A 26,581-nucleotide genomic window follows, 5' to 3' on the forward strand; every position below is an offset into this window, starting at 1 on the left:
TCAACCATGTCAGAACGTCATGTCGATGGACCGCTCCAACCGGGTGATCGCGCACCGAACATCGTGCTGGACGCCATCACGCGCGAAGGGAAGATCGCGCTCGAGGATTTTCGCGGGCAGAGTCCGATATTGGTCGGCCTGTTTCGGGGCCTGCACTGCCCGTTCTGTCGCCGCCATATTGCGGCACAGGCGCAGCTTGACACGGCTCTGCGCGACAAGGGCGTCGAAAGTCTCACGGTCGTCAATACGCCGATCGAGCGCGCGCGGCTCTACTTCCGCTATCATCCATTGCCCAATCTGCTCGCCGCGTCCGATCCCGAGCGGGTCTCGCACCGTGCATTCGGCCTGCCCAATCTCGAGTTCACGGAGAAGGAAACCGAATGGCCGCGCAAAGTGGGCATGGATGTGGTCATGAGCATGCAGGTCGACATTCCCGGAGAATTGTCCGGGCCGATGAATCGTTTGGCGGCTGCCGAGCAGCTCAACAACAAGGATGGCTACCAGATGATGGAAGCCGATCAGCGCATGGCGGCAACCGGCCAGGGCCAGCTGTTTGGCCAGTTCCTGCTCGATCGGGAAGGGATCGTGCGCTGGACCTTTACCGAGGTTCCTGAAGGCGGCCAGCGCATGTTCGGCATGCCGAGCCCGCAGGAGTTGATGTCGGCCGCCTCGCAGGTGGCAGGCTAGGCATCGTTGCTTGGTTGGCGGTGCAAATGCTGCGCCCAACGCGCTGCAATCCGCGGCTTCCTCTCCGCCGGCGCTGTTGCCATCGCGGAGATCGGTGGCCGCGTGACATGCGCATCAGTTTGAACCACGGCCATTCCTGCTCATGACATTGCAATGACCCAGGGCGCACAATGACCAACATCCAGGAGCGGCTCCTCGAAAGCAAGATGACCGAGATTGAGCAGGCCCGATCCTGGAGCCCACGCGTGATCTCGAAATTTGAAACGCTTATCAGGAGCGGTGACGATCTCTCCCTCTACCGGATCAATCCTCTTGCGTTCGCGCGTGATCGGACCATCACCGAGGCGGAAAGCATCGACCTGTTTCTCCACGCGACAAGGAGCGGGTTGTTCGAGATGAGTTGGGACGTTGTTTGTCCCCAATCCGGCATGGTGCTCGACAGCTTTGGCGCTCTGCGCACCCTGAAGACCCATTACGTTTGCGGCCTATGCGACGTCAGCGGTGAAACCAACCTCGACGATTTCATTGAGGTTACGTTTACGGTCTCGCCGCAACTCCGGCGGCTTCCATTTCATGATCCTCATTCCCTCTCGGTCGAGGATTTCCACTGGAAGCTTCGTTTCTTGGGCGACGCGCGCTTGCCCGGCCAGCAGGTCCGATTTCTCGATTTCCTGCATGGATTGGTTCGCGGACTCGCGTTCTTGCCGCCCGGCTCGACCACCACTCTTCGCGCCGAACTCGGTCCCGGTGCTCTGGCCGGCGTCAACGTCCAAACGCAGGCTGCATTCCTGGTCTCGGTCGCAGGCGAACCCGCGACCGCGCCGACCGTCCTGCGAGTCCGATATGATGGGCGGCGTTTTTCGCCTTCTCTGTCCGCCGTCCCGGCTGGCCCCATTGTGATCGACGTGGAGAACTCCGGCCCAGTGCGTGGCTCATTGCTCCTGATCAATTGGCCGGCCGAAGTCCTGGCTCAGACGACCAAGCCTGCGCTCGAGTTCGAACCGTATATGTCCGGTGGCATGTTGCTTGCGCGGCATACCTTCCGCCGCCTGTTCCGCTCGGAACGCGTCGACGAGCGGGAAGGCCTCGGCATCCGGCAGGTGACCTTGCTGTTCACGGATCTCAAGGGTTCGACCGCAATGTACGAGCGTCTCGGCGATCTGAATGCCTATGCCCTGGTCCGCGAGCTTTTTGCCTTGCTGGGAGCGACCGTCCAGGAGCATTCCGGCGCCATCGTCAAGACGATCGGAGACGCCGTGATGGCGGTCTTCTCCCGCCCGACAGACGCGGTCTCCGCGGCGCTGCATATGCTCGGACAAATAGAACGCTACAACAGCGAGCATGGTGATCCGAGCATCATCCTCAAGATCGGAGCGCATTGTGGTCCGTCGATTGCCGTGACCCTCAACGAAAATCTGGACTACTTCGGGCAGACTGTGAATGTTGCGGCGCGCGTGCAAGCGCTGGCCGATGCCGGCGAAATCTGTGTCTCGGAAGCGCTTTATTCGGCGCCGGGCGTCAGCGGTCTCCTCGCCGGTCACGCCGTCGTTGAGTTTGATGCACCTCTCCGCGGCGTCGAAGGAAATGCGTGCGTGTATCGTGTCGTGCGTGGATAGAATCCTGCTCCGGCACGACCCTGCTGAAGATTTTCACTTCACCGACACTTTCGGCTTCTTCTCCGCCAGCACTACGGCCATCACCGAGATCAGCGGGCGCATGAAATAGGCGTCCTCCGCCGGCACGATGTCGGGTTGCAGGCCATGCGCCGCGAGTTCGCCTGAGACCGCAGGTCCGACCGACGCGATCAGCGTCCGCTTCAAGCCTGCTCGCAAGCGCGCCTCGCTGCCATGCGCCTTTGCGGCTTCGATCAGGCGGCGGACCTGGCCGAGATTGGTGAGCGCGACGCAATCGATGCGGCCACCGGCCATGTCGTCGATGGCGGCAACGATGTTGGCGTCCGCCGCCTTGGGGTCGTAGACATAAGGCAGCACGGTATCGACATCGGCGCCTTGCGCCGAGAGCGACCCGATCAGCGCGCTGTGGTCCTTGTCGGGATAGAGCTGGAGCCCGAGGCGCCGGCCCTTCAGGTCGAGCTCCGCCAACATCTCGATCACGCCGTCGGTGGTCGGCTTCTCCGTGGTCTGCTGCGCCTCGAGACCGATCTCGCGCAGCGCCTTGCCCGGCTTCGGGCCGCGGGTAAACTTTCGCGATCTGGCGAGCGCCGCGACAAGAGCCTGGTCGAGCCCGCGTTCGCGCGCGACCTTCATGATCCGCCGCAGGCCCTCGCCGGTCATCAGCACGAGGTCGTCGAACGGCCCGTCGATGGCGCGGCGGATCCAGGCCTCGACCGGGGCGGGGTCGGGCGCGTCGTGAATGGTGAACATCGGGCACTGCACGACATCGGCGCCTTGCTCGGCCAGAAGCTTTGAAAACTGCGCCTCCTCGCGGGTTTCCAGGATCAGGATGCGGTAGCCGTTCAAGCGGTCGGCCATGGGGATGCTCCGGTCAGAATTCGCAATCGTCTGTTCATCCTGACTCCGCGCTCGGGATTGGCGCAAGGGCGGGGTCGGTGATAGAGCAGGGCGCAAATCGCGGGGTTCCGCACCCTTTGCCCAAACCTTCAGCAAGGCCATGCCCGATCATCAATATGTCCTGACCCTGTCCTGTCCGGATCGCCCCGGCATCGTCTCGGCGGTGTCGACCTTCCTGGCTCACAATGGACAGAACATTCTCGACGCCCAGCAGTTCGACGACATCGAGACCAAGAAGTTCTTCATGCGGGTGGTGTTCACCGCGGCCGATCTCGCCGTGGAGCTGTCGGCACTTCAGACCGGCTTTGCCGCGATCGCCGAGCGCTTCGGCATGGAGTGGCAGATGCGCGACCGTGCCGCGCACCGCAAGGTGATGCTGCTGGTGTCGAAGTCCGACCACTGCCTGGTCGATATTCTCTATCGCTGGCGCACTGGCGAGTTGCCGATGATCCCGACCGCGATCGTCTCCAACCATCCGCGCGAGGTCTATGCCGGGCTCGATTTCGGCGGAATCCCGTTTCACCATCTGCCGGTCACCAAGGAGACCAAGCGCGAGCAGGAAGGGCAGATCCTGGATCTCGTTGCCAAGACCGGGACCGATCTCGTGGTGCTCGCCCGCTACATGCAGATCCTGTCGGACGATCTCTCGGCCAGCCTTTCCGGCCGTTGCATCAACATCCACCACTCCTTCCTGCCGGGCTTCAAGGGCGCAAAACCCTATCACCAGGCCCATGAGCGGGGCGTGAAATTGATTGGCGCGACCGCCCATTACGTCACGCGCGATCTCGACGAGGGCCCGATCGTCGACCAGGACGTCGAGCGCATCAGTCACCGCGACACGCCCGAAGATCTCGTCCGCAAGGGGCGCGACATCGAGCGCCGCGTGCTCGCCCGCGCGATCCGCTACCATCTCGACGACCGCGTCATCCTCAACGGCCGCAAGACCGTGGTGTTTATGGATTAGCGAATGGTGAGTGGCGAGTAGCGAATAGAAAAAAGGTAGCCTCCTTATTCTCTACTCCCTATTCGCCATTCGCCTCCTCATCGCACCGCGTTCCCGGACGCCGAGCCTGTCGCGCCTTTCTGCGCCTGCTCTTCCTTCTCGCGATCGGCTGCCGGCAGCAGTCGCTTGCGCTCACGCTCTTTCATGTAGGCGTCGTATTGCGCCGTGCCTGCCCGCGGCGGAGCGTCGGCCGGCAGGCCGCCGGCCCATTGCGGGACGTAGTCGCCCATGCCGGCAGAGAGTTTTTCGTTGACCGTACCGCAGCCGGACAGCGCGGCCGCGACCGCCACGAGGGCCAGGAGGGAGCGGAAGGGCTTCGGCATTGTGTGGGCGCGCGGGGGTTGGTTGGTGGGACGCCAGGTCAGGCTGGTGCCGGGAGAGTAGCCTTCAACAAGGTAAAATAGACTTATTCGAGATCGGTAATTGGTTACCGAGTCGCGGCCGCCAAGGCCTCGCCGATGTACAAATTCTGCAAAAGAAAGATGAAATCCTCCATCCACGCGGTCGGTCGCGTTTCTAGACTGCGGCAAGGGACTCGCGACTAGTGACTTGGTCGGCGAGGAGGCTTTTTCGTTGACAGGTCCATTTTGTTTGTACAATCGTACAAATCGAAGCGGCCAGCATCGGGGGTGTTCGGGTTACCCGGGCGTAACCGCGACATCGCTCACCGCCCTCGGCAATCGGAACGCTCGGCTTGCGCCGAATGGTCGCCAAACGTCCGATTGACAATGGGGACGCCAAGGACGCCATGTGGCGCGCGATAGGGCTCGTGCGTAAGCTAAAGGTGAGGCAAGGATCGGGCACTCGATCCGGCGCACAAGAGGTCAGGAATTAAGGGGAGGGACGTCTGATGTTCGAACGCAAACAGCTTTCTTATAAGGTCTCTTGGGCGGCCGCGGCGGCCGCCATCGCGGGCCTTGCGGCCGTCGCGCCTGCCAAGGCCGAGGACACCGTCAAGGTCGGCTTGATCCTGCCGATGACCGGCGGCCAAGCCTCGACCGGCAAGCAGATCGAGAACGCGATCAAGCTCTATATGCAGCAGAAGGGCGACACCGTCGCCGGCAAGAAGGTCGAGATCATCCTCAAGGATGATGCTGCGATTCCGGACAAGACCAAGACCGCCGCCCAAGAGCTGATCGTCAACGACAAGGTCAATTTCATCGCCGGCTTCGGCGTGACGCCGGCCGCGCTCGCTGCTGCTCCGCTTGCGACGCAAGCTAAGATCCCGGAAGTCGTGATGGCGGCCGGCACCTCCATCATCACCGAGCGCTCGCCCTATATCGTGCGCACCAGCTTCACGCTGGCGCAGTCCTCCACCATCATCGCCGACTGGGCGGTGAAGAACGGCATCAAGAAGGTGGCGACGCTCACCTCGGACTACGCGCCAGGCAATGACGCGCTGAACTTCTTCAAGCAGAATTTCACCGCCGGCGGCGGCGAAGTGGTCGAGGAGGTCAAGACTCCGCTGGCCAACCCCGACTTCGCGCCGTTTCTGCAGCGGATGAAGGACGCCAAGCCCGACGCCATCTTCGTGTTCGTGCCGGCGGGCCAGGGCGGCAACTTCATGAAGCAATATGCCGAGCGCGGCCTCGACAAGGCCGGCATCAAGGTGATCGGACCGGGCGACGTCACCGACGATGATCTCCTCAACAACATGGGCGACGCCGTGCTCGGCACGGTCACTGCGCATCTCTATTCGGCAGCCCATCCCTCGCCGATGAACAAGGACTTCGTCGCCGCCTACAAGAAGGCGTACGGCACCCGTCCAGGCTTCATGGCGGTGAGCGGCTATGACGGCATTCACCTCATCTACGAGGCGCTGAAGAAGACCAACGGCGACACCGACGGCACCAAGCTGGTCGAGGCCATGAAGGGCCAGAAGTGGGAGAGCCCGCGCGGCCCGATCTCGATCGATCCCGAGACCCGCGACATCGTGCAGAACATCTACATCCGCAAGGTCGAGAAGGTCGACGGCGAACTCTACAATGTCGAGTTCGCAACCTTCGAAGCTGTCAAGGATCTCGGCAAGACCAAGAAATGACGCGCCAAAGCGCGTCATCCCCGGGGCTCCCGCTCTCGTCATGCCCCGGCAGAAGCGCGTCTTCGCGCTTGATGACCCGGGAATCCACGCGAGAGCCGAAACAACAACGTGGATGGCCGGACATTTATTTGGAGACGCGCTTTGCGCTTTTGCCCTGCCATGACGACTAACTCCAAGCTGAGCCGATGACCTCAATCCTCACCAACCTGTTCGATGGCGTTGCCTACGGCATGCTGCTGTTCGTGCTCGCCTGCGGGCTCGCGGTCACGCTCGGCCTGATGAACTTCGTCAACCTCGCCCACGGCGCCTTCGCCATGGCCGGCGGCTATGTCTGCATGGTGCTGGTCAACCGGATGGGCTGGCCGTTCTTTGCGGCACTGCCGCTCGCCTTCGTCTCAGCCGCCGCGATCGGCATCGTGCTCGAGCGTCTGCTCTATCGGCACCTCTATGCGCGCAGCCATCTCGACCAGGTGCTGTTCACGATCGGTCTGACGTTTATGTCGGTCGCGGCCGTCGACTACATTCAGGGATCGTCGCGCGTCTTCATCAATCTGCCAGCCGCGCTCCAGGGCCAATTCGACCTGTTCGGCGTCGGCATCGGCCGCTACCGGCTGATGATCATTGTGATCTGCGGTCTGCTCACCATCGCGCTCCAGATGGTGCTGGCCAAGACGCGTTTCGGCAGCCGCCTGCGCGCTGCGGTTGATGATCCCCGTGCAGCGAGCGGCCTCGGCATCAACGTGCCGCAGGTGTTCGCCTTTACCTTTGCCTTCGGTTGTGGCCTCGCCGGCCTCGGCGGCGCGCTCAGCGCCGAGATACTCGGCCTCGATCCGTATTTCCCGCTGAAATTCATGATCTACTTCCTGATCGTGGTCACCGTCGGCGGCTCGTCGTCGATCACCGGCCCGTTCCTGGCCTCGCTCCTGCTCGGCATCGGCGACGTCGCCGGCAAGTATTACGTGCCGAAGATGGGCCCCTTCGTGATCTACACCATGATGATCGTGATCCTGATCTGGCGCCCGAACGGCCTGTTCGGCCGCACGGCCACGCGTTGAGTTCGCCGATGAACGCTTCTTCCGACGTCGGTCATCACGCCCAGCGTCGGGCACGCTGGCACTATGGCGAAGCCGCCTTCTGGCTCGCGGTGCTGGCCTGCGGCTTCCTGTTTCCGACGCGCTATCTGATCATGACCGACATCTTGCGGCTGGCGCTGTTTGCGATGTCGCTCGATCTCATCCTCGGCTATGCCGGTATCGTCTCGCTCGGACATGCCGCTTTCTTCGGCGTCGGCGCCTATGCCGCGGGGCTTCTTGCCTTGCATGGGATCATCAACGAGCCCGTGCTTGCGCTGATCGTTGCAGGGCTTGCCGCGATGGTGCTCGGCTTCGCCACCAGCTTCCTGGTGATCCGCGGCGTGGACCTTACCCGGCTGATGGTGACGCTCGGCATCGCGCTGCTCTTGGAAGCGCTCGCCGAGCGCTTCTCCAGCATCACCGGCGGCACCGACGGTCTTCAAGGGATCGAGATGCAGCCGATCTTCGGCGAGATCCCGTTCGACATGTTTGGCAAGACCGGCTTCTTCTATTCGCTGGCCGTGCTGTTCCTGCTGTTCCTGTTCGCCCGCCGCGTCGTGCACTCGCCGTTCGGCCTATCGTTGCGCGCGATCAAGAACAATCCGCTACGTGCCGCGGCGATCGGCATTCCCGTCAACCGCCGCCTGATCGCGATCTACACGCTCGCGGCTTTCTACGCGGGAATTGCCGGCGCGCTGTTCACCCAGACCACCGCGATCGCCTCGCTGGATGTGTTCGCCTTCGAGCGCTCCGCCGACCTGATGCTGGTGCTCGTGATCGGCGGCACGGGCTATCTCTATGGCGGACTGATCGGCGCGGTGCTGTTCCGCATGCTCCAGGAATTGTTCGCCACCATCACGCCGCAATACTGGCAGTTCTGGATCGGCCTGGTGCTGGTCGTGATCGTGCTGGTCGGCCGCCAGCGTCTGCATCGCTGGGTGCTGTACGCGCCGAATCTCGTGATCAAGCAGATTGCCGGACGCAAGGCCGTCGTCGCCGTACCGGAGAGCGACGCATGACCATCGCGCTTGAAACCCAGAACCTCGAAAAGCAGTTCGGTGGCCTGCGCGTCACCCGCGATCTGTCCCTGAAGATCGAGCAGGGCGCCCGCCATGCGCTGATCGGCCCGAACGGCGCCGGCAAGACCACGGTGATCAATCAGCTCACCGGCGTGCTGAAGCCGAACTCGGGGCGTATCCTGCTCGAAGGCCAGGACATCACGGACCTTGCCGTGCACAAGCGCGTGCTGCGCGGCCTGTCGCGCACCTTCCAGATCAACCAGCTCTATCCCGACCTGACTCCGCTCGAGACCATTGGCCTCGCGGTTTCCGAGCGCCTCGGTCATGGCGGTGACTGGTGGCGGCGGATGGGCACGCGCAATGACGTCAATGACGAGATCGCCGATTTGCTCGCCCGTTTCCATCTGCTCGACGTCATGAACGAAGAGACCGTGACGCTGCCCTACGGCAAACAGCGCCTGCTCGAGATCGCGGTGGCGATCGCGGCCAAGCCGCGCGTGCTGCTGCTCGACGAGCCCGCCGCCGGCGTGCCCGAAAGCGAGCGCCACGACATTCTCGCCGTCGTCGGCGCGTTGCCGCGCGACGTCACCGTGCTGCTGATCGAGCACGACATGGACCTCGTGTTCTCCTTTGCCGATCGCATCTCGGTGCTGGTCTCGGGCGCGCTGCTCACCGAGGGCCCGCCCGAACAGGTCGCGCGGGACCCGCAGGTCAAGGCGGTCTATCTCGGCGAGGAGGCGGTCAATGTCTGACCTGCTCGCGATCGAAGCCCTGCGCGCCGGCTATGGCGAGGCGGTCGTGCTGCCGAACATGTCCCTGCGCCTTGCGGAGGGGCAGGTGCTGGCGCTATTGGGGCGCAACGGCACCGGCAAGACCACGCTGATCAACTCCATCGTAGGTGTCACCCGCCGCTTCGCCGGCACCATCGCGCTCGCCGGCAGCGATGTCACGACCTTGCGGCCCGACCAGCGGGCGCGCGCCGGGATCGGCTGGGTACCGCAGGAGCGCAATATCTTCCGCTCCCTGACGGTCGAGGAGAACATGACCGCGGTGGCGCAGCCCGGCCCCTGGACGGTCGAGAGGGTCTACGAGATGTTCCCGCGGCTGAAGGAGCGGCGGAGCAATTTTGGCAACCAGCTCTCCGGCGGCGAGCAGCAGATGCTGGCGATCGGCCGCGCGCTGACCCTCAACCCGAAGGTCCTTCTGCTGGACGAGCCGACCGAGGGCCTTGCCCCCATCATCGTCGAGGAACTGTTGAAGGCGATCGGCGCCATCACCCGGGCGGGCGGCATCTGCTCGATCATCGTCGAGCAGAATGCGCAAAAGATTCTGGGGCTGGCCGACCGCGTTGTGATATTGGAGCGCGGAACGATCGTCCACGACGCCCCGAGCGCCGCGCTGAAGGCCGACCCGTCGGTCCTCGAGCGTCATCTCGGCGTCGCAGGGGCGGCGGCCCACTAAGAAGCCCTGGGAGTCAGAAATGCAGCGAACCAAAGCCCCCTTCCGCGCCGACGAGGTCGGCAGCCTCCTGCGTCCGGCCAAGATCAAGGAAGCCCGCGCCAGGCTCGAGAAGGGCGAGATTTCGGCCGATGACCTGCGCAAGATCGAGAACATGGAGATCGAGAAGGTCGTGCACAAGCAGGCTTCGGTCGGCTTGAAGCTCGCGACCGACGGCGAATTCCGCCGCTCCTGGTGGCATTTCGATTTCCTGGCCAAGCTCACCGGCTGCGAGCTGTTTCACCCCGACACCGGCATCCAGTTCGCGGGCGTGCAGACCCGTCACGACGCGGTGCGGGTGATCGACAAGCTCGACTTTCCCGACGACCACCCGATGCTGGATCACTTCCGCTTCCTGAAGAAGTATACCGACCAGGCCCACGTCACCGCCAAGATGACGATCCCGTCGCCGGCGGTGCTGCACTTCCGCGGCGGCCGCAAGGCGATCTCCAAGGACGTCTATCCCGATCTCGACGCCTTCTACGAGGACCTCGGCAAGACCTACCGGAAAGCCGTCAAGGCCTTCTACGACGCCGGCTGCCGCTACCTCCAGTTCGACGACACCGTGTGGGCCTATCTCTGCTCGCCCGACGAACTGCAGAAGGCGCGCGAGCGCGGCGACAATCCGGAAGGCCTCCAGCAGATCTATGCGCGCGTCATCAACTACGCGCTGGCCGAGAAGCCCGCCGACATGGTGGTGACGACGCATGTCTGCCGCGGCAATTTCCGCTCGACCTGGATTTCCTCGGGCGGCTACGAGCCGGTCGCCGAGACCATGCTCGCCGGCACCAATTACGACGGCTACTTCCTCGAATACGACAGCGACCGCGCCGGCGGCTTCGAACCGCTGCGCTTCCTGCCCAAGGGCAACAAGGTCGTCGTGGTCGGCGTCATCACCTCGAAATTCGGCGAGCTCGAGAAGAAGGACGACATCAAGCGCCGTCTGGAAGAAGCCGCCAAGTTCGTACCGTTGGAGCAGCTCGCGCTCTCCCCGCAATGCGGCTTCGCCTCGACCGAGGAAGGCAACATTCTCTCTGAAGAAGAGCAGTGGGCCAAGCTCGGCCTCGCGGTCGAGATCGCGAAGGAAGTTTGGGGCAACTAGGCCCCACGCAGTCCGTCACGTGAGTGACGGCTAGGCCTCACCACGCTCTCGGTGTCGTCCCGGCGAAGGCCGGGACCCATACCCCCAGGGAGAAGTCGTGGAGCGAGCTGGCAACTACTAGTCTTCGTCAAACCACTTCCTGCGGGTCCCGGCCTTCGCCGGGACGACATCGAGTTTTTAGGCGTGGTCTTCGCCAACTCCGCAGTCACCTCTCCGCCAGATACACCTCACCGAGCAACGACGAGTTCGACCACGGCACCTGCTTGCTCTTCGTGGTCGAGACTACCTCGGCCCGCACCCGCGTCAGCATCTGCTGCACTTCCAGCCCCGGCGTGCCGAGGTGACGGGAGAGGGCGGCGGAGAACGGTGAGTTGGCGCCTTCGCCGTCGAGGGCGACCTGGCCCGGCGCGGTTGCGAATGCGATCAGCGTGCCGGCGCCCAGCGTTGCACCGGCACCTAGGCTCGTCGGCGCGGCGAGGCCTGATGCGCTCTCGATGCCGCGATTGGCACCGGCGGACGCGACTTGCTGCGCCATCGGATTGTTGCGGCAGGCATCGAAAATCAAAATGTTGGTGCGGACCTGATCGTCGAGGCCGGCCATGATCGTGTCCATGTCGATCATCGCCTCCGTCATGCTGATACCCGCCTTCAGCTCGACGTCGACGGGAATGAGATAGTTGCGGCCGTCGACCTGCACGCCGTGGCCGGCATAATAGACCACAGCGACCTGCGCCCGTGCGGCCTCGCGCAAAAAGTCGCTCGTCATCTTCTGCATCGCTGTGCGGTCAAGATCGACGCCCTCCGACACGATGAAGCCGATGTAGCGCAGGCTCTTGGCGACGGCACGGGCGTCGTTGGCCGGATTGGGCAGCGCTTTGACGTGCGCATAGGCGCCGTTGCCGATGATTAGCGCCATCCGCGTGCCGCGAACGGCCGGAGCAGGCGAGGGGGCTGGCGCTGCGCCGGTCTGCTGCTGCGCCGGGGCCGCCGGCTGCGTCGTCGGCGACGGCGCATCGCGCGGGATCGGCGCGGCTGCATCCGTGACCAGGGACAGCCGCACTTTTGCGGTCGCCTGATTGGCTTTGCTGCCGACATCCGAGGCCACGATCGCCAGCGTCGCCTTGTAATCTTCCCTCGCGCGGTCGTAGTCGCCCTTCGCCTCATAGGCCAGCGCGCGGTGGGTGTAGCCCGAGATCAGCACGCTGTTCGGCGGCGTCATGATGTTGACCGGCAGCTTCTCCTTCGCAAGCCGGATGGCCTCGCTGCCGTCGGCAATGGCGCGATCGAGGTCGCCCCTGGCGCGCCAGATCGCGGTGCGGTTGATCAGCGGCTGCGGCAGCGTCGGGTCGAGCCGGATCGCCTGATTGATGTCGGCAAGCGCGCCGTCGAGCTCGCCGAGCGCCTCCTTCGCGATGCCGCGATTCTGGAACGAGAATGCCGATTTCGGCTCCAGCTTAATCGTGGCATCGTAGTCGGCGATCGCCTTGGCGTAATCGCCCTTGCCGCGCCAGGCATTGCCGCGGTTGTGGAGGATGGTGCCGCTCGGCGGGCCGAGCTTCAGCGCATCGTCGAAATCTGCGACCGCGATGTCGTACTCGCCCCTGTCGTAATAGGCCGATCCGCGGAGATTGTAGGCCGCCTGGTTCGGCTGGAGCCGGATCGCCTCGGTGGCGTCAGTGATGACTTTTGCGTAGTCGCCCTTCTTGTTCCAGCCCACCGCGCGCCAGAAATAGACGGTGGCGAGCTGCTCGCCCTTGAACACCTTCAGCGCGATGATCTTGTTGCAGGCGTCGATCATCTGGTCCGCCGGCGTGGTGTCGGTGGTGCAGAGCGGCCCGAGCTGGCTGCGCGCCTGCGCTAGTGCAGGCGCGGACCACAGAATTGCGGCGAGCAGCGAGAGCGCGACGAGCAGGCGGCGCATGGCGGCGGTCCCGTAGGAGGAGGAGCGATTGTTTGTTGCCCGGCAGGGCGCCGGGGTTCACTGCTCCCATCGTTGCGGACGCCGCGAACGAGGTTCTTCGACCAGGTATTCCCTCAGTGGGCAGAATTTGCTACGAGGCAGGACCCAACCCTTCTGCCCACCTCGTCCCACCCAATGAAAAACGACGAAATCCTGAGCCAAATCACCGAGTTCTGCCGCAAGGCGGACATGGCGGAATCGACGTTTGGCCGGCGCGCGGTGAACGACGGCAAGCTGGTGCATCGGCTGCGCGAGGGCAAGCGCATCACCATCGACACGCTGGACCGGATCCAGGCCTACATGGCCGCATCGACGACCGGCGGCATGCCGCCGCCGCGGGGACTTCAGGTGCCGCCGGAAAAGCGCGATCCGCGCGGCAATTTCCGTTTTTTCGAGAACCGGCAAAAATATTTGCTGTTCGTCCACACCTGCAGCGAGAAGCGGGTGATTGCTGACAGGGTCGCGCTGGAGCTTGCCGCCATCCATCCGCGGCCACCGGCCCTGCGCGTGTTTGACGCCGGCGTCGGCGACGGCACGGTGCTCGCGCGGGTGCTGCGCGCGATGCACCAGCGCTTTCCGCACATGCCCTTCTATGTCGCCGGCAAGGAGCTCAGCCTTGAGGACGTGCGCCTGACGCTGGAGAAGGTGCCGGACCGGCTGTTCGAGCACCCGGCCTCGGTGTTCGTCTTCACCAACATGTTTTACGCAGAGGCGCCCTGGCTCACGCCGGCGTCGCCTGCGGCCGCCGCCGCCACCGTCTGGCACGAAGTTCCGCTGCAGGGCGCTTCATCTGGCGAGTTTGAGACGCAGATCGCGGAGCTGAAGCCGTTTTTGGAGCAGAACTGGCGCGCGGCGATCAGTCCACGGACGGCCATGCCGCGGTACGAGCGGCCCGTCGTCCTGGTGCTCTATCGCGAGGACCATAGGTTCCTGCTGGATTCGACCATTCCGCGGCCGGGCCAGACCGAAGCCAATTTCGACCTCGTCATTGCATCCCAGCCCTACCGAGCCCTGTCCTCGGTTAATTTCCGGGCAAAACGGATCATTGCGCCCCTGGCGCGGGCATTGCGGGCAGGTGGCCGCCTGATCGGTATCCACTCCCATGGTCAGGATCCGGGCATGGAAATGATCCAGGCGATCTGGCCTGGAGAAAATCCTTTCGCGGTCAGCCGTCATGAGCTATTGCGCGCCGTGAAGTACGAGCTCGGATCGTTGGGCCGTGACCTAAATTTTAATGCATACGCTGATAACCGCTCGATCTTCAGGTATGATATGGAAGCTTTGCCCAACGAGGTGACCGGTGCCATCGGAACCTCGACAGCCTTTGCAGCCTGGAATGCGGCAGTGTATGTCGCTCAGATTGAGGATGACCGGTTGACAGAAATGACTCAAAACGGCCGCACTCTGGATGCCGCCCGAGACGTGCTGCGGAAGTATAACGGGCTCTGGTTTTTCGACGAATCCTACGTCATCTCGCGCCGGCGTGATTGACATAATCCAAAGGTAAACATCGCCAACGACCGCCGGCTAGCGGCGGAACAAGGGGTTACTGATGCGCGCGTCCTATCTCTTCACCAGCGAGTCCGTGTCCGAGGGCCATCCCGACAAGGTCTGCGACCGTATCTCCGATGAGATCGTCGATCTGTTCTACCGCGAGGGGCCGAAAGCCGGCATCGATCCGTGGCAGATTCGCGCCGCCTGCGAGACGCTCGCGACCACCAACAAGGTGGTGATTGCGGGTGAGACCCGCGGTCCCGCATCCGTCACCAACGAGCAGATCGAAGGTGTCGTCCGCAACGCGATCAAGGACATCGGCTACGAGCAGGAAGGCTTCCACTGGAAGACCTGCGACATCGAGATCCTGTTGCATCCGCAGTCGGCCGACATCGCGCAGGGCGTCGATGCGCTGCAGCCGGGTGAGACGAAGGAGGAGGGCGCGGGCGACCAGGGCATCATGTTCGGTTACGCCACCAACGAGACGCCGGACCTGATGCCGGCGCCGATCTTCTACGCCCACAAGATCCTCCGCCTGATCTCCGAAGCGCGCCACTCCGGCCGCGAGAAGGTGCTCGGTCCGGACTCCAAGAGCCAGGTCACCGTGCAGTACGAGAACGGCAAGCCGGTCAGCGTGCGTGAGATCGTGGTCTCGCACCAGCATCTGGTCGAGGACATCTCGTCCAAGCAGATTCGCGACATCGTCGAGCCCTATGTGCGCGAGGCCTTGCCGAAGGACTGGATCACGCCGAAGACGATCTGGCACATCAACCCGACCGGCAAGTTCTATATCGGCGGCCCCGATGGCGACACCGGCCTGACCGGCCGCAAGATCATCGTCGACACCTATGGCGGCGCGGCGCCGCACGGCGGTGGCGCGTTCTCCGGCAAGGATCCGACCAAGGTCGATCGTTCGGCTGCCTACGCCGCGCGTTACGTCGCCAAGAACGTCGTCGCGGCCGGTCTCGCCGACCGCTGCACGCTCCAGCTCGCCTACGCCATCGGCGTGGCGCGGCCGCTGTCGATCTACATCGATACCCACGGCACCGGTAAGGTGCCCGAGGACAAGCTCGAGAAGGCGGTTGCGGAGGCGATGGACCTGACGCCGCGCGGCATCCGCAGCCATCTCGACCTCAACCGTCCGATCTACGCGCGTACCTCGGCCTACGGCCATTTCGGCCGCACGCCCGACAACGAGGGCGGCTTCTCCTGGGAGAAGACCGACCTGGTCGAGCCGCTCAAGCGCGCGCTCTAGTCACCGATGTCGTTCCGGGACGCCGCGAAAGCGGCGAACCCGGAATCTCGAACTTCTGGATTCCGGGTTCGCTCGTTTCACGAGCGCCCCGGAATGACGAGCTAAACAAACAGGAACCTCTCATGAACGCGAAGCCCGGCTTCACCGATTACATCGTCAAGGACATTTCGCTCGCCGATTTCGGCCGCAAGGAGATCTCGCTCGCCGAGACCGAGATGCCCGGCCTGATGGCCACCCGCGAAGAGTACGGCCCGAAGCAGTCGCTGAAGGGCGCGCGCATCGCCGGCTCGCTGCACATGACGATCCAGACCGCGGTGCTGATCGAGACGCTGGCCGCTCTCGGCGCAGACATCCGCTGGGTCTCCTGCAACATCTATTCGACCCAGGATCACGCCGCCGCCGCGATCGCGGCCGCCGGCATTCCCGTCTTCGCCGTGAAGGGCGAGACGCTGACCGAATACTGGGACTACACCGCAAAGCTGTTCGACTGGCATGGCGGCGGCACGCCGAACATGATCCTCGATGACGGCGGCGACGCCACCATGCTGGTGCATGCCGGCGTCCGCGCCGAGAAGGGCGACACCGCCTTCCTCGACAAGCCTACTTCCGAGGAAGAGGAGATCTTCTACGCGCTGGTCAAGAAGTTGCTGAAGGAGAAGCCGAAGGGCTGGTTCGCCGAGATCGCCAAGAACATCAAGGGCGTCTCGGAAGAGACGACGACGGGCGTGCATCGCCTCTACGAGATGGCGAACAAGGGCACGCTGCTGTTCCCCGCCATCAACGTCAACGACAGCGTCACCAAGTCGAAGTTCGACAACCTCTATGGCTGCCGTGAATCGCTGGTCGACGGCATCCGCCGCGGTACCGACGTGATGCTGTCAGGCAAGGTCGCGATGGTCGCGGGCTTCGGCGATGTCGGCAAGGGTTCGGCTGCTTCGCTGCGCCAGGCCGGCTGCCGGGTCTTGGTGTCGGAGGTCGATCCGATCTGCGCGCTCCAGGCCGCGATGGAAGGTTACGAGGTCGTGACGATGGAAGACGCCGCGCCCCGCGCCGACATCTTCGTCACCGCGACCGGCAACAAGGACATCATTACCATCGAGCACATGCGCGCGATGAAGGATCGTGCCATCGTCTGCAACATCGGTCACTTCGACAACGAGATCCAGATCGCGTCCCTGCGCAATCTGAAGTGGACCAACATCAAGCCGCAGGTCGACGAGATCGAATTCCCCGACAAGCATCGCATCATCATGCTGTCGGAAGGCCGCCTCGTGAACCTCGGCAACGCCATGGGCCATCCGAGCTTCGTGATGTCGGCGTCCTTCACCAACCAGACGCTGGCGCAGATCGAGCTCTGGGCCAACAACAAGGACGGCAAGTACGAGAAGAAGGTCTACGTGCTGCCGAAGACGCTCGACGAGAAGGTCGCGCGCCTGCACCTCGCCAAGATCGGCGTCAAGCTCACCGAGCTGCGCAAGGACCAGGCCGACTACATCGGCGTCAAGCAGGAAGGTCCGTACAAGAGCGATCACTACCGCTACTGAGACGCTGATCTCATCGATCATCGACGCGAAGCCCCGGAGTGATCCGGGGCTTCGTTGTTTTGAAGATGGCGTGCGTTTCGTTCCGGTTGTGTCCGGAGCCAATTGCTAGTTGACGGGGAACATCCGCAGGTGGACAATTGTGCTCGGCGGAGGAAACCATACCACGAGAACATTTCGATGTGCTGATCGTCGGCGCCGGCCTGTCCGGCATCGGCGCGGGCTATCATCTTCAGACCAAGTGCCCGGGCAAAAGCTACGTCATCCTTGAGGGACGCGACTGCATCGGCGGCACCTGGGACCTGTTCCGCTATCCCGGCATCCGCTCCGACAGCGACATGTTCACGTTGGGCTATTCCTTCAAGCCGTGGACCGATCCGAATGCGATCGCCGACGGCCCGCAAATCCTCGACTATGTGCGCGAGGCTGCCGCCGAGAACGGCATCGAGAAGCACATCCTCTTCCGCCACAGCGTCAAGCGCGCGGCATGGTCGACGAGTGAAGCGCGCTGGACGATCGAGGCCGAGCGTATCTCGGGTGAAGGCGCAACCGAGATCGGCGCTTCACCTGCAATTTCCTGTTCATGTGCCCGGGCTACTACAAATACGAGCAAGGCTATACGCCGGAGTTCAAGGGCGCAGCGGACTTCGCCGGCCGCATCGTGCATCCGCAGAAATGGACCGAGGACATCGACTACTCGGGCAAGCGCGTCGTCGTGATCGGCTCGGGCGCGACCGCGGTGACGCTGGTGCCGGAGCTCGCCAAGAAGGCGTCGCAGGTCACCATGCTCCAGCGCTCGCCGACTTACGTGGTGTCGCGTCCGGCGCAGGATCCGGTCGCCAACAAACTGCGCCGCAATCTGCCGACACGACTTGCCTATCATCTGATCCGCTGGCGCAACGTGATGTGGGGGATGTTCTTCTTCCAGCTCAGCCGGCGCCGGCCCGCGAAGGTGAAGGACCTGATCCTCAAGGGCGTGCAGATGGCGCTCGGTTCCAACTACGACGTCGCGACCCATTTCACGCCGCGCTACAATCCCTGGGATCAGCGGCTCTGTCTCGTGCCCGACGGCGACCTGTTCAAGGCGATCCGCGAGCAGCGCGCCGCCGTCGTCACCAACGAGATCGACACCTTTACACACGACGGCATCCGCTTGAGGGATGGCAGCGAGCTTGCCGCCGACATCATCGTGACGGCAACGGGGCTCGTGCTCCAGGTCGTTGGCGGCCTCGAAGTAAGCGTCGATGGCCGCGCCGTCGATTTCGCCAACACGCTGACCTACAAGGGCATGATGTATGCCGACGTGCCCAACCTTGCCTCGGCCTTCGGCTACACCAACGCGTCCTGGACGCTGAAATGCGATCTCACCTGTGAATATGTCTGCCGGCTCATCAACTATATGGACCGGCACAATTTCCGCCAGTGCGTGCCGCACAATGACGATCAGACAATCACGGCGCAGCCGTCGCTCGATTTCACATCGGGCTATGTCCAGTGCTCGGTCGCGCAGATGCCGAAGCAAGGCTCGAAGCGCCCGTGGCGGCTCCACCAGAACTACGCCCTCGACATCGTCTCCCTGCGCTTCGGAAAAATCGACGACGGCGTGATGCAGTACTCCTGATCTTGCTACGTAAAGTTCCGGAGGAAGCTCACGATCACTTGAGACGAATCGCGACTTGCGGTAGTATTGTTACGTTGCAGGAAAGTTATTTTCGACAACGTCTGAGTTCCGCGTCGTTGCAGTCTTGAGGAGAACGCGGAACATGTACGTCCTTGCTCTGGTCACGCAGAAAGGCGGAAGCGGTAAGAGTACGCTGTCCGTTGGATTGGCAGTGGCAGCGATGCAGCGTGGAGAACGTGTCGCTCTCGTTGAAGCGGACGCGCAAGGCACGATCTCGAAATGGAAAGAGCGGCGAGCTGCTCCCTATCCTCGCGTCGATTGCGTTGCCGATCCCGCCGAAGTCGAGCCGGTGATATCCCGCCTCCAGGCCGAAGGGGTCTGGCTCGCAATCATCGACACAGCCGCCACGAACAATGCCTTGGCGACGCGCGCCATTGCCAGTGCCGATCTTTGTCTCATCCCGGCTCGTCCGAGCCCGGCCGATATCGAAGCCGCAATACCTACGCTGATCGCTATTCGCAGGCTCAATCGCCGGTTTGCCTTCATCCTCAATCAGACGCCCACGCGGGGTTGCCGGCTGGGCGAAGCTGCCACGTCGCTCAACTCGCTCGGCGTGCTTGCGCTCCCCTTCATTGGGCAGCGTAACGACCACCAGGATGCGCTCGGGGCAGGGCTGGGCGTGACCGAGTTCGCGCCGGAGGGAAAAGCCTCGGAGGAAATTGTGGCCCTGTGGGGTTGGATCTCGGAGCGCCTTATCGTGGAGTCGAATGATCATGGGCAAGCCACGCTCAAGACCGCCTGCTGACGTTGCCCGCACCAGGCGTCGCTCGCTGGTGCAGCTGACGGCGGACGTGGGCCGTGCCGTCGACGAGGGCTTGGCGATGCCCCCGGGCTCGGTCACCGTCTTCCTCCCAGATGCGCCGCAGATCGCGCAAGCAGCGCCTGCTCCGATGACCGTTCCGGCACAGGAAGCGGCCAGCGTCATCGTTGCAAGACCTGAACCTCCGAGCAGCACCACCACCGATCTCATCGTGGACATGGCCAAGGATTTTCAGGCCCGTGCTTTGGACGGCATGAAGGCTGGTGCTCACGCTGCGCTGGATTATGCCAAGGACCTCGCCAAGCCACGGCCAGCCGGTGGGACATCGGAGGCCGGAGAAGCCGCCGCCGCGGACAGCCACCTCATCGAGGCGATTGGAACGGCAGCTGAGTGTCGCGCCGTCGTGCTCGAACTGATGAAAGTGAATGCGGGCGCCACCCTGGAGTATGCGCGGGAGTTGGGCTGTGCAAGAACGCTGGCGGAATTGGTTGAGCTGTCGAGCACGCATGCGCGAAAGCAATGTGAGTTGGTCCTGAAGCAAACCGAGTTGCTGAGATTGCTTGCTCAAAACATGACAAAACCCGGTGCCAGGTAGCGCCGCTCGCCTGCCGTCATCGCGCTCAGGATCTGCGCGGGACAATCAGGGTGAGTCCGAGATCGATCGCAAGCCCACCACCCCCGCGCCACCGCCGAGCCCGAACAGGATCAGATAGTCGCCGCCGCTCTGAGCGAACAGCCAGGAGAAGCCATAGGAGGCTCACGATCGCTTTTGACTAATCGCGACTTACGTTAGTATTTTTGCGTTGCAGGAAAGTTATTCTCGACCACGTCTGAGTTCCGCGTCGCTGCAGTCTTCAGGAGAACGCGGAACATGTATGTGCTTGCCCTGGTCACGCAGAGGGGCGGAAGCGGTAAGAGTACGCTGTCCGTTGGATTGGCAGTGGCAGTGGCAGCGTGCAGCGTGGAGAACGTGTCGCTCTCGTTGAAGCGGACGCGCAAGGCATGAACTCGAAATGGAAAGAGCGGCGAGCTGGTCCCTATCCTCGCGTCGATTGTTGCCGATCCCGCCGAAGTCGAGCCGGTGACAATCCCGCCTCCAGGCGCCTTCGGAACACATTGAATATTGCAACGCTTGCGCGATGGCAACGTTAGCACAAGCGTCAGTGTGGATGGTCGCGGAAGTGCCGATTGAACCACAACGGCAAGATATAGAATGTGCAGCACCAAATCGCTCTGATTTGGTTGGCGCGCCCGAGGTTGCGCCCGCGAAAAGAGCGCGGGCGCTTCTTGCGTCACTTCTTTCTATCCTGACCTTTCGTGCCTTTCAGCGGCAGGAGATCACTCGTCCCACAAATAGGGGCCGCGCACGGTGACGGTGAAACACCGTCGGCGAGAACCTCGGTGCAATTACCGCACACAATGTCGTGGCTTGGTGGAAGAGCAATTTAAGGCCGGCCCGGGGCCGACCCATGCACAATCTCCCAAAATCTTCCCGCGCCCGTTATAGTCTCTTAAACTTCTGGTGGCAGTTTGGCGGTGATCCGCAGACCTGCCTGCCAGGCCGCGGATTGGTCAAATTCGGGATCGTCGCAGATGTTTGCCGAGACGCTGGAAGCGGTTCAATCCTCGCCGTCGAAGCGGACGATTTATGTCCGGTTCGTGCTGGCTGCGCTGGCCCTGATAGTCCTGTTCAAGACCTTGAGGTTTGGCCGCTGGGGCGCCTGGCAGGTCCGCGAGCTCTCGGATTTTGATGCCTTTTACATCATCGCGCAGCAGGTGTGGCGCGGCCAGCTCGATCTGGTCTACCGGTTCGAGACGCTGATCAAGCTTCAGGCCGAAGCATCCAATGGGGCAACGAGCTTCATGCCCTGGACCTACCCGCCGCAGTTCGACCTGCTGGTGGCACCGTTTGCGCTTCTGCCCGCCGGGTTCGCCTATCTCCTCTTTATCACAGCGACGTTGACCATCTATCTCGTGACGCTTCGCGCCATCGCAGGCAAGAATTTCGCGCAGATCATGGTCGTCATGTTTCCTGCACTCGCGATCACGGTCGGCTGCGGGCAGAACGGCTTCCTCACAGGCGCACTGATCGGCCTGGCCTGCCTCAACGTGGAGCGGCGCCAGGTCCTCGCCGGTCTCGCGCTGGGCGCGATGGTGATCAAGCCGCATCTGGCCATTGCCGCCGGCGTCTACATTCTGGCGACGCGCCGCTGGGTGGCGCTCGCGACCGCCACCATGGTCGTGCTGGCGAGCTCGCTCGTCTGCACGCTGGTGTTCGGATGGCAGATCTGGGCCGCGTGGCTCGGCGCTATCCGGGAATCGGCCATCTTCCTGGAGCACGGCCTTTATCCGCTGTTTCGCATGATCTCGGCCTACGCGGCCCTCGGCCGAGCCGGCTTTCCTCCGACCTTCGCTTTCTGGGCCCAAGCGATCGCCGCGTGCTTCGCGCTGTTCGCGGTCGTGCTCGCCGTCTGGCTTGGCGACGCGCGAAAAATGTCGTCCACATTCGCGCTCGGCATCACCGCCATGGTCTCGGTGATGATCAGCCCCTATGCCTATGACTACGACCTGCCGATGGTGGGGATTGGCCTAGCGTTGCTGCTTCCCGATATTGCCAAGGTTGCCAGCGCGCGCGAACGTAGCGTCATCTATGGGCTGATACTGCTCGCGGGCGCCTACGGAATGCTCCAGTCAGCGAGACTGGCGGCCCAATTCGGAAACGATGCCGATATGGACGAGAAGTTCGCGCCTGCCATCGGTGGTTTCGCGCTGATCTCGCTGCTCGTTCTGCTCCTGAGGCTGCTGTGGCGCGGAACGCAGCTTGTGACCGCCCTGCCGCAGGCCGCACAAGCCGCGGAATAGCGTCTCCAGATTCGCTGCAAAGCCAGCGCCACGCCGCCAAGCGCGGCGCGCGCCCAGCCTGAGGCAGAGAGACCGATCGTCTTGCCGCGCTGGCCGTATTCATGGATAGCATCTGACAGGCGGACACAGCCTGCATTTCGGCAGGCGCATGCGGGTCATCGCGGAACCCGATGCGTTCGCATCGTTCTGATTGGAGAGCGCGCGCCTATGAGCTGTGGGGACAGGCTGGACGCCCCGCGGGGAGAGATTTGGAGTTTTGGCTTGAGGCTGAGTAGGAAATCAGCGCGAGGACCGATCAGATCCGGGCTTAGACCACGCTCTTTCGCCGGCTCCGTCGGCTATCTCTCGAGGTCGGTCATGCCGCGTCACCCGTCAGGGCCGACTCCAGCCGGATTCCGGGGCCATTGACTTCGACCAGGCCCGGGGATCGGAGCCGCGAGATGTAGGTGCTGAACGTGCCGCCGCCTGCGGCGAGACCGAGCTCTATTGCCAGCTCCTCGCGCGCGATCGCGTTAGCGTAGTGCCCGGCGAGAACGTCGAGCATCGGTCCGACGCCGGAGAGCTTCGATTTCCAGAAGCCCACCAGCTCGGGCCCGGGCGGAGGAAGGACCGCGATCGGCGTGTCGCCGAGGGAGGAGACCATCCGCCGTCGCAAAATACTCGTCGCCGCGACGCTCGATGCAGCCGGCCGTGCGCAGTCGCGACAGGTAGGTGCTCCAGGTTCCACCCTTGCGCTTGAGGCCCGCCGCCACCGTCCATTGCGCCTCGGTCATGCCGGCGGGATGGACCGCGGCGAGGGTCGCCAACGGCCGCCGCTCGGCGCCGAGCGAAGGAAATGTCACCGCCGCCAGCAGGCGCCGACGGTGACTTACGCGCGTTACCGTGAGAAACAGCCGGCTCGCGTTTCGGGGCATCCACGGCGGCTTGCTTCGCCGCCTGCTCGCCCGATGGGGTGAAATCGATCTTGAATGCGGACTTTTGCGCCTTGGCAGTCTTCGCCCCTTCGCCAAGATAGGTCATCAGCGGGCCGACGCGCTCGCCGATGCCGGCCAGCCAGGCCAGGGTGCGGCGGTGCAATTCGCGCTCCATTTCGGCCGTGAGCTTCTTCCGTGCCTGCTCGAAGCCGCGCAGCTCGGCCGCGGGGATCGCGCCGGGGTCCGCCGCCGGCGCCGGTGAGGCCTGCGCCTTCTTCAGCTGCTGCTCGAGCTAGGTGACACGCTTCTGCAGGATCTTCGGGTCCTGGCCTCGGCCTCGGTTTTGACGCGCGCGAACTTCTCCTGGAGCTGCTCGACGTCGATCGGCGACAGCCGCTTGGCTGTTCTGCCGGCGGCTAGCGGCTTGCTCGAGTCGTACGTCGCCGGCATCGGAAACTGGACGCGCTTGAGGAAGTGCGCCTCCGGAGACCAGCACCAGGCCTCGCCAGCCTTGAGCGAGGGCAGGGATGCGATGATGTCCTTTCCGGTTTCCTTGTCGGCCTGGTCGGCGATCCATTCCTCGATCGCCTTGCGGTCCTGTGCCGCAATCAGGCGCATGGCGATCAGCCTCTCGACTTGGGTGAGGGCTGTCCTCGTATAGCTTCGCCGGCCGCTGGCTATCAGCACTATATGCAGGCCGCAGGACCGGCCGAGGCTGATCAGGTTGGGCCAGCGTCATCGTTGCAAGACCTGAACCTCCGAGCAGCACCACCACCGATCTCATCGTGGACATGGCCAAGGATTTTCAGGGCCGTGCTTTGGACGGCATGAAGGCTGGTGCTCACGCTGCGCTGGATTATGCCAAGGACCTCGCCAAGCCACGGCCAGCCGGTGGGACATCGGAGGCCGGAGGAGCCGCCGCCGCGGACAGCCACCTCATCGAGGCGATTGGAACGGCAGCTGAGTGTCGCGCCGTCGTGCTCGAACTGATGAAAGTGAATGCGGGCGCGACCCTGGAGTATGCGCGGGAGTTGGGCGGTGCGAGAACGCTGGCGGAATTGGTTGAGCTGTCGAGCACGCATGCGCGAAAGCAATGTGAGTTGGTCCTGAAGCAAACCGAGTTGCTGAGATTGCTTGCTCAAAACATGACAAAACCCGGTGCCAGGTAGCGCCGCTCGCCTGCCGTCATCGCGCTCAGGATCGGCGCGGGACAATCAGGGTGAGCCCGAGATCGATCGCAAGCGCCACCACCCCCGCGCCACCGCCGAGCCCGAACAGGATCAGATAGTCGCCGCCGCTCTGAGCGAACAACCAGGAGAAGCCATAGGCGGCGGCCGCCTGGAACAGCGCGAAGCTGGTGGTGGCGTGGCTCCAGGTGGCGCGCTGCTCGATGCTGTGTGGGACGAGCTCGTGGATGCGTCCGAGCACCAGCGGCACGACGCCGGGGGTGAAGCCGCCGACGACCACGCTGGACACGATCAGCGAAGCCGGTGCGGTGCTCACGGTGGGCAGCAGCACGGCAGCCGCCTCGATCAGGAAGGCCGCGCGTAACGCCGGTCCAAATCCGGCGCGATCGCCGAAATGGCCGGTGACGAGCGGGCCGACGATTGCGCCGAGGCCGTACAGCACCCAGTAGCGCGATCCCGCGGCGATGCCCTGGCCGAGGCCGCGCGCGACGAAATCGACGATGAAGACCATGTGCGGCACCAGCGCCACCGCATTGAGGCCGTACTGGATCAGCAGCGCGCTGATCGCCTTCGACGCATGACCGTGTTGCGCGCGATGGGGTGTAGGCGCGACATCACCCTTCGCGTCCGCAGGCCAGTTCCACCAGCTCGCCAGCGTCAGCAGACCGGCGAGAACGCCGAGGCCGTACCAGCTTTGCTGCAAGCCCTGTTGCAGCAGCAGCGGCACCAGCGTGCCCGATGCCGCGACGCCGAGACCGACGCCCGCAAAGATCACGCCGCCGATGATGCCGCGCTTGGCGGGCGAGGTGTACGGCAGCACGACGGACGCCGCCAGCACCATGATGATTCCGCCGGTAAGGCCGGCGATGAAGCGCCATGCAAAGAACCAGCCGAAGGATACGGGGGCTGAGCTGGCGAAGAAGGAGAGGGTCGCGAGCAGCATCATCGCGCGCAACGAGTAGACCGTGCCGATGTGGGCCGCCACGGCCCGCGCGGCGAGCGCCCCGGCGAGATAGCCGGCCAGGTTCGCAGCGCCGAGATAAACGACGTCGGATGCACTGAACCACTTGGCCGCAATCAACGCCGGGATCAGCGGCGTGTAGGAAAAGCGGGCAAGGCCGAGTCCGACAAGCGATGCCGACAATCCCGCCACCGCATACCGCCAGGTCGATTGTGAAGTCGATCCCGGCCGCTGACGCGGCCGGGCGTGGTGCTTGGCATCTGCATTGAGTTCGGTCATGTCGTACTCCAGCGCGGGCTCAGTGGCCGGCGCTCTGGCCGCCGTCGACGTGCAGGATCTCGCCGGTGACGAAGCCGGCCTGCTCGAGATAGAGTACGGCATCGACGATGTCGGACATCTCGCCCATGTGCCCCATGGGGTGCAGCGCGCCGAGCTGGGCATGCGTTGCGGCCGGATGCATCGGCGACTTGATAATGCCGGGCGAAACCGCATTCACGCGGATGCCGCGCTTGGCATATTCGATCGCGAGCGACTTGGTGGCGGCGTTGAGCCCACCCTTGCTCAGCGACGCCAGCACCGACGGCACGTTCGAATTGGCCTGATCGACCAGGCTGGTCGTGATCTGCACGACATGGCCCGAGCCCTGCTTTTCCATCTCGGCGATGGCGAGCTGCGTGATGCGGAAGAAGCCTGCGGCGTTGGTGCCCATCACCGCGGCGTAGTCTTCGGCCGTGTACTGCGTGAACGGTTTTGCGACGAAGATGCCGGCATTATTGACCAGCGTATCGACGCGGCCGAACCGGGCAACGGCTTCCGAGACCACGCGCTCGGCGGTGTTCCAGTCGGCGATGTCGCCGGGTACGGTGAGAACGTCGTCGTCGCTTGACGGCTTGATGGAGCGCGCCGTTGCTACCACGCGGTAGTTGCGATCACGAAAACCCTGGACCAGGGCGGCGCCGATGCCCTGCGAAGCACCGGTGACAATGGCGACCTTCTGCTCGATACCCATGGTG

General features: G+C 63.6%; 25 protein-coding genes and 1 pseudogene. 19 read left to right on the forward strand and 7 right to left on the reverse strand.

The genetic code is table 11. The features are described 5' to 3' along the window. The first annotated feature begins 6 nt into the window (after nt 1-6). The gene (locus IVB18_RS16475; RefSeq protein ID WP_247990086.1) at nt 7-687 is read left to right on the forward strand and encodes a redoxin domain-containing protein; all 681 of its coding nucleotides are present in this window, start codon (nt 7-9) and stop codon (nt 685-687) included. A 170-nt stretch (nt 688-857) separates the two neighbouring features. Next, nucleotides 858-2,303, forward strand: coding sequence for an adenylate/guanylate cyclase domain-containing protein (locus IVB18_RS16480; protein ID WP_247990087.1), 1,446 nt, complete (start codon nt 858-860; stop codon nt 2,301-2,303). Nucleotides 2,304-2,336: 33 nt separating this feature from the next. Here the strand turns inward: IVB18_RS16480 and IVB18_RS16485 are convergent, their stop codons facing one another. Beyond that, the gene (locus IVB18_RS16485) at nt 2,337-3,179 is read right to left on the reverse strand and encodes a uroporphyrinogen-III synthase (protein WP_247990088.1); all 843 of its coding nucleotides are present in this window, start codon (nt 3,177-3,179) and stop codon (nt 2,337-2,339) included. Between the two features lie 139 nt (nt 3,180-3,318). Between IVB18_RS16485 and purU the strand changes: the two genes are divergently transcribed. Beyond that, nucleotides 3,319-4,182 (forward strand): formyltetrahydrofolate deformylase, encoded by an 864-nt coding sequence (gene purU / locus IVB18_RS16490; RefSeq protein WP_247990089.1) that lies wholly within the window; start codon nt 3,319-3,321, stop codon nt 4,180-4,182. Between the two features lie 77 nt (nt 4,183-4,259). Here purU and IVB18_RS16495 read toward each other — a convergent pair whose 3' ends face one another. Then, nucleotides 4,260-4,544 carry a hypothetical protein gene (locus IVB18_RS16495; RefSeq protein ID WP_247990090.1) on the reverse strand — a complete coding sequence of 95 codons (285 nt, stop codon included), beginning with the start codon at nt 4,542-4,544 and terminating at the stop codon, nt 4,260-4,262. A 527-nt stretch (nt 4,545-5,071) separates the two neighbouring features. On the opposite strand from IVB18_RS16495, the gene IVB18_RS16500 reads away from it, so the two are divergent. From IVB18_RS16500 to IVB18_RS16525, 6 genes are all read left to right on the forward strand, one after another. Further along, nucleotides 5,072-6,262, forward strand: coding sequence for an ABC transporter substrate-binding protein (locus IVB18_RS16500; protein ID WP_247990091.1), 1,191 nt, complete (start codon nt 5,072-5,074; stop codon nt 6,260-6,262). A gap of 185 nt (nt 6,263-6,447) precedes the next feature. After that, the gene (locus IVB18_RS16505; protein WP_247990092.1) at nt 6,448-7,317 is read left to right on the forward strand and encodes a branched-chain amino acid ABC transporter permease; all 870 of its coding nucleotides are present in this window, start codon (nt 6,448-6,450) and stop codon (nt 7,315-7,317) included. A gap of 8 nt (nt 7,318-7,325) precedes the next feature. Continuing rightward, a complete protein-coding gene (locus IVB18_RS16510; protein ID WP_247990093.1) occupies nt 7,326-8,354 on the forward strand; it encodes a branched-chain amino acid ABC transporter permease in 1,029 nt (342 codons plus the stop codon). Further along, on the forward strand, nt 8,351-9,106 hold the full coding sequence (locus IVB18_RS16515; RefSeq protein ID WP_247990094.1) for an ABC transporter ATP-binding protein: 756 nt from the start codon (nt 8,351-8,353) through the stop codon (nt 9,104-9,106). Before IVB18_RS16510 ends, IVB18_RS16515 begins: the two co-directional genes overlap by 4 nt. Next, nucleotides 9,099-9,815: an ABC transporter ATP-binding protein gene (locus tag IVB18_RS16520; protein WP_247990095.1), complete on the forward strand. Its 717-nt coding sequence runs from the start codon at nt 9,099-9,101 to the stop codon at nt 9,813-9,815. The genes IVB18_RS16515 and IVB18_RS16520 overlap by 8 nt, the downstream gene beginning before the upstream one ends. Nucleotides 9,816-9,834: 19 nt before the next feature. Further along, nucleotides 9,835-10,953, forward strand: a complete 1,119-nt coding sequence (locus IVB18_RS16525; RefSeq protein ID WP_247990096.1) for a cobalamin-independent methionine synthase II family protein — start codon at nt 9,835-9,837, stop codon at nt 10,951-10,953. A 205-nt stretch (nt 10,954-11,158) separates the two neighbouring features. Here the strand turns inward: IVB18_RS16525 and IVB18_RS16530 are convergent, their stop codons facing one another. Next, nucleotides 11,159-12,874, reverse strand: a complete 1,716-nt coding sequence (locus tag IVB18_RS16530; protein ID WP_247990097.1) for a caspase family protein — start codon at nt 12,872-12,874, stop codon at nt 11,159-11,161. Between the two features lie 174 nt (nt 12,875-13,048). On the opposite strand from IVB18_RS16530, the gene IVB18_RS16535 reads away from it, so the two are divergent. From IVB18_RS16535 to IVB18_RS16570, 8 genes and pseudogenes are all read left to right on the forward strand, one after another. Continuing rightward, nucleotides 13,049-14,404: a hypothetical protein gene (locus IVB18_RS16535; RefSeq protein WP_247991657.1), complete on the forward strand. Its 1,356-nt coding sequence runs from the start codon at nt 13,049-13,051 to the stop codon at nt 14,402-14,404. Nucleotides 14,405-14,465: 61 nt separating this feature from the next. Further along, a complete protein-coding gene (gene metK, locus IVB18_RS16540; protein WP_247990098.1) occupies nt 14,466-15,662 on the forward strand; it encodes a methionine adenosyltransferase in 1,197 nt (398 codons plus the stop codon). Nucleotides 15,663-15,784: 122 nt separating this feature from the next. Further along, nucleotides 15,785-17,206, forward strand: a complete 1,422-nt coding sequence (ahcY, locus tag IVB18_RS16545) for an adenosylhomocysteinase (protein WP_247990099.1) — start codon at nt 15,785-15,787, stop codon at nt 17,204-17,206. A gap of 158 nt (nt 17,207-17,364) precedes the next feature. Then, nucleotides 17,365-18,824 (forward strand): annotated as a pseudogene (locus IVB18_RS16550) (NAD(P)/FAD-dependent oxidoreductase). Between the two features lie 142 nt (nt 18,825-18,966). Continuing rightward, nucleotides 18,967-19,629, forward strand: coding sequence for an AAA family ATPase (locus IVB18_RS16555; RefSeq protein ID WP_247990100.1), 663 nt, complete (start codon nt 18,967-18,969; stop codon nt 19,627-19,629). Beyond that, nucleotides 19,592-20,239, forward strand: a complete 648-nt coding sequence (locus IVB18_RS16560) for a hypothetical protein (protein WP_247990101.1) — start codon at nt 19,592-19,594, stop codon at nt 20,237-20,239. The genes IVB18_RS16555 and IVB18_RS16560 overlap by 38 nt, the downstream gene beginning before the upstream one ends. A gap of 998 nt (nt 20,240-21,237) precedes the next feature. Continuing rightward, the gene (locus tag IVB18_RS16565) at nt 21,238-22,506 is read left to right on the forward strand and encodes a glycosyltransferase family 87 protein (protein WP_247990102.1); all 1,269 of its coding nucleotides are present in this window, start codon (nt 21,238-21,240) and stop codon (nt 22,504-22,506) included. Between the two features lie 170 nt (nt 22,507-22,676). After that, nucleotides 22,677-22,781: a DUF2934 domain-containing protein gene (locus IVB18_RS16570; protein WP_247990103.1), complete on the forward strand. Its 105-nt coding sequence runs from the start codon at nt 22,677-22,679 to the stop codon at nt 22,779-22,781. 80 nt (nt 22,782-22,861) lie between these two features. Here the strand turns inward: IVB18_RS16570 and IVB18_RS16575 are convergent, their stop codons facing one another. Next, complete coding sequence (locus IVB18_RS16575) at nt 22,862-23,149, reverse strand: hypothetical protein (protein ID WP_247990104.1); 288 nt, start codon at nt 23,147-23,149, stop codon at nt 22,862-22,864. A 239-nt stretch (nt 23,150-23,388) separates the two neighbouring features. Between IVB18_RS16575 and IVB18_RS16580 the strand changes: the two genes are divergently transcribed. After that, complete coding sequence (locus IVB18_RS16580) at nt 23,389-23,682, forward strand: hypothetical protein (protein WP_247990105.1); 294 nt, start codon at nt 23,389-23,391, stop codon at nt 23,680-23,682. Between the two features lie 14 nt (nt 23,683-23,696). On the opposite strand, the gene IVB18_RS16585 is transcribed toward IVB18_RS16580, so the two are convergent. Next, the gene (locus IVB18_RS16585; protein WP_247990106.1) at nt 23,697-24,038 is read right to left on the reverse strand and encodes a hypothetical protein; all 342 of its coding nucleotides are present in this window, start codon (nt 24,036-24,038) and stop codon (nt 23,697-23,699) included. A gap of 173 nt (nt 24,039-24,211) precedes the next feature. On the opposite strand from IVB18_RS16585, the gene IVB18_RS16590 reads away from it, so the two are divergent. Continuing rightward, the gene (locus IVB18_RS16590) at nt 24,212-24,589 is read left to right on the forward strand and encodes a phasin family protein (protein ID WP_247991658.1); all 378 of its coding nucleotides are present in this window, start codon (nt 24,212-24,214) and stop codon (nt 24,587-24,589) included. Between the two features lie 25 nt (nt 24,590-24,614). On the opposite strand, the gene IVB18_RS16595 is transcribed toward IVB18_RS16590, so the two are convergent. Together IVB18_RS16595 and IVB18_RS16600 are read right to left on the reverse strand one after the other, a co-directional pair. Beyond that, nucleotides 24,615-25,847: a YbfB/YjiJ family MFS transporter gene (locus tag IVB18_RS16595; protein WP_247990107.1), complete on the reverse strand. Its 1,233-nt coding sequence runs from the start codon at nt 25,845-25,847 to the stop codon at nt 24,615-24,617. 19 nt (nt 25,848-25,866) lie between these two features. Next, nucleotides 25,867-26,577: an SDR family oxidoreductase gene (locus IVB18_RS16600; RefSeq protein ID WP_247990108.1), complete on the reverse strand. Its 711-nt coding sequence runs from the start codon at nt 26,575-26,577 to the stop codon at nt 25,867-25,869. Nucleotides 26,578-26,581 lie beyond the last annotated feature (4 nt).

This window comes from Bradyrhizobium sp. 186, from assembly GCF_023101685.1.
Classification (GTDB): Bacteria; Pseudomonadota; Alphaproteobacteria; order Rhizobiales; family Xanthobacteraceae; genus Bradyrhizobium.

Coding starts and splice junctions, on each gene's coding strand:
- metK (WP_247990098.1), top strand. CDS start 14,466: ATGCGCGCGTCCTATCTCTTCACCAGCGAGTCCGTGTCCGAGGGCCAT.
- IVB18_RS16565 (WP_247990102.1), top strand. CDS start 21,238: ATGTTTGCCGAGACGCTGGAAGCGGTTCAATCCTCGCCGTCGAAGCGG.
- IVB18_RS16560 (WP_247990101.1), top strand. CDS start 19,592: ATGATCATGGGCAAGCCACGCTCAAGACCGCCTGCTGACGTTGCCCGC.
- IVB18_RS16570 (WP_247990103.1), top strand. CDS start 22,677: ATGCGTTCGCATCGTTCTGATTGGAGAGCGCGCGCCTATGAGCTGTGG.
- IVB18_RS16535 (WP_247991657.1), top strand. CDS start 13,049: ATGAAAAACGACGAAATCCTGAGCCAAATCACCGAGTTCTGCCGCAAG.
- IVB18_RS16500 (WP_247990091.1), top strand. CDS start 5,072: ATGTTCGAACGCAAACAGCTTTCTTATAAGGTCTCTTGGGCGGCCGCG.
- IVB18_RS16515 (WP_247990094.1), top strand. CDS start 8,351: ATGACCATCGCGCTTGAAACCCAGAACCTCGAAAAGCAGTTCGGTGGC.
- IVB18_RS16520 (WP_247990095.1), top strand. CDS start 9,099: ATGTCTGACCTGCTCGCGATCGAAGCCCTGCGCGCCGGCTATGGCGAG.
- IVB18_RS16480 (WP_247990087.1), top strand. CDS start 858: ATGACCAACATCCAGGAGCGGCTCCTCGAAAGCAAGATGACCGAGATT.
- IVB18_RS16505 (WP_247990092.1), top strand. CDS start 6,448: ATGACCTCAATCCTCACCAACCTGTTCGATGGCGTTGCCTACGGCATG.
- IVB18_RS16600 (WP_247990108.1), bottom strand. CDS start 26,577: ATGGGTATCGAGCAGAAGGTCGCCATTGTCACCGGTGCTTCGCAGGGC.
- IVB18_RS16485 (WP_247990088.1), bottom strand. CDS start 3,179: ATGGCCGACCGCTTGAACGGCTACCGCATCCTGATCCTGGAAACCCGC.
- IVB18_RS16585 (WP_247990106.1), bottom strand. CDS start 24,038: ATGCGCCTGATTGCGGCACAGGACCGCAAGGCGATCGAGGAATGGATC.
- IVB18_RS16595 (WP_247990107.1), bottom strand. CDS start 25,847: ATGACCGAACTCAATGCAGATGCCAAGCACCACGCCCGGCCGCGTCAG.
- IVB18_RS16575 (WP_247990104.1), bottom strand. CDS start 23,149: ATGGTCTCCTCCCTCGGCGACACGCCGATCGCGGTCCTTCCTCCGCCC.
- ahcY (WP_247990099.1), top strand. CDS start 15,785: ATGAACGCGAAGCCCGGCTTCACCGATTACATCGTCAAGGACATTTCG.
- IVB18_RS16525 (WP_247990096.1), top strand. CDS start 9,835: ATGCAGCGAACCAAAGCCCCCTTCCGCGCCGACGAGGTCGGCAGCCTC.
- IVB18_RS16510 (WP_247990093.1), top strand. CDS start 7,326: ATGAACGCTTCTTCCGACGTCGGTCATCACGCCCAGCGTCGGGCACGC.
- IVB18_RS16495 (WP_247990090.1), bottom strand. CDS start 4,544: ATGCCGAAGCCCTTCCGCTCCCTCCTGGCCCTCGTGGCGGTCGCGGCC.
- IVB18_RS16590 (WP_247991658.1), top strand. CDS start 24,212: ATGGCCAAGGATTTTCAGGGCCGTGCTTTGGACGGCATGAAGGCTGGT.
- IVB18_RS16530 (WP_247990097.1), bottom strand. CDS start 12,874: ATGCGCCGCCTGCTCGTCGCGCTCTCGCTGCTCGCCGCAATTCTGTGG.
- purU (WP_247990089.1), top strand. CDS start 3,319: ATGCCCGATCATCAATATGTCCTGACCCTGTCCTGTCCGGATCGCCCC.
- IVB18_RS16555 (WP_247990100.1), top strand. CDS start 18,967: ATGTACGTCCTTGCTCTGGTCACGCAGAAAGGCGGAAGCGGTAAGAGT.
- IVB18_RS16475 (WP_247990086.1), top strand. CDS start 7: ATGTCAGAACGTCATGTCGATGGACCGCTCCAACCGGGTGATCGCGCA.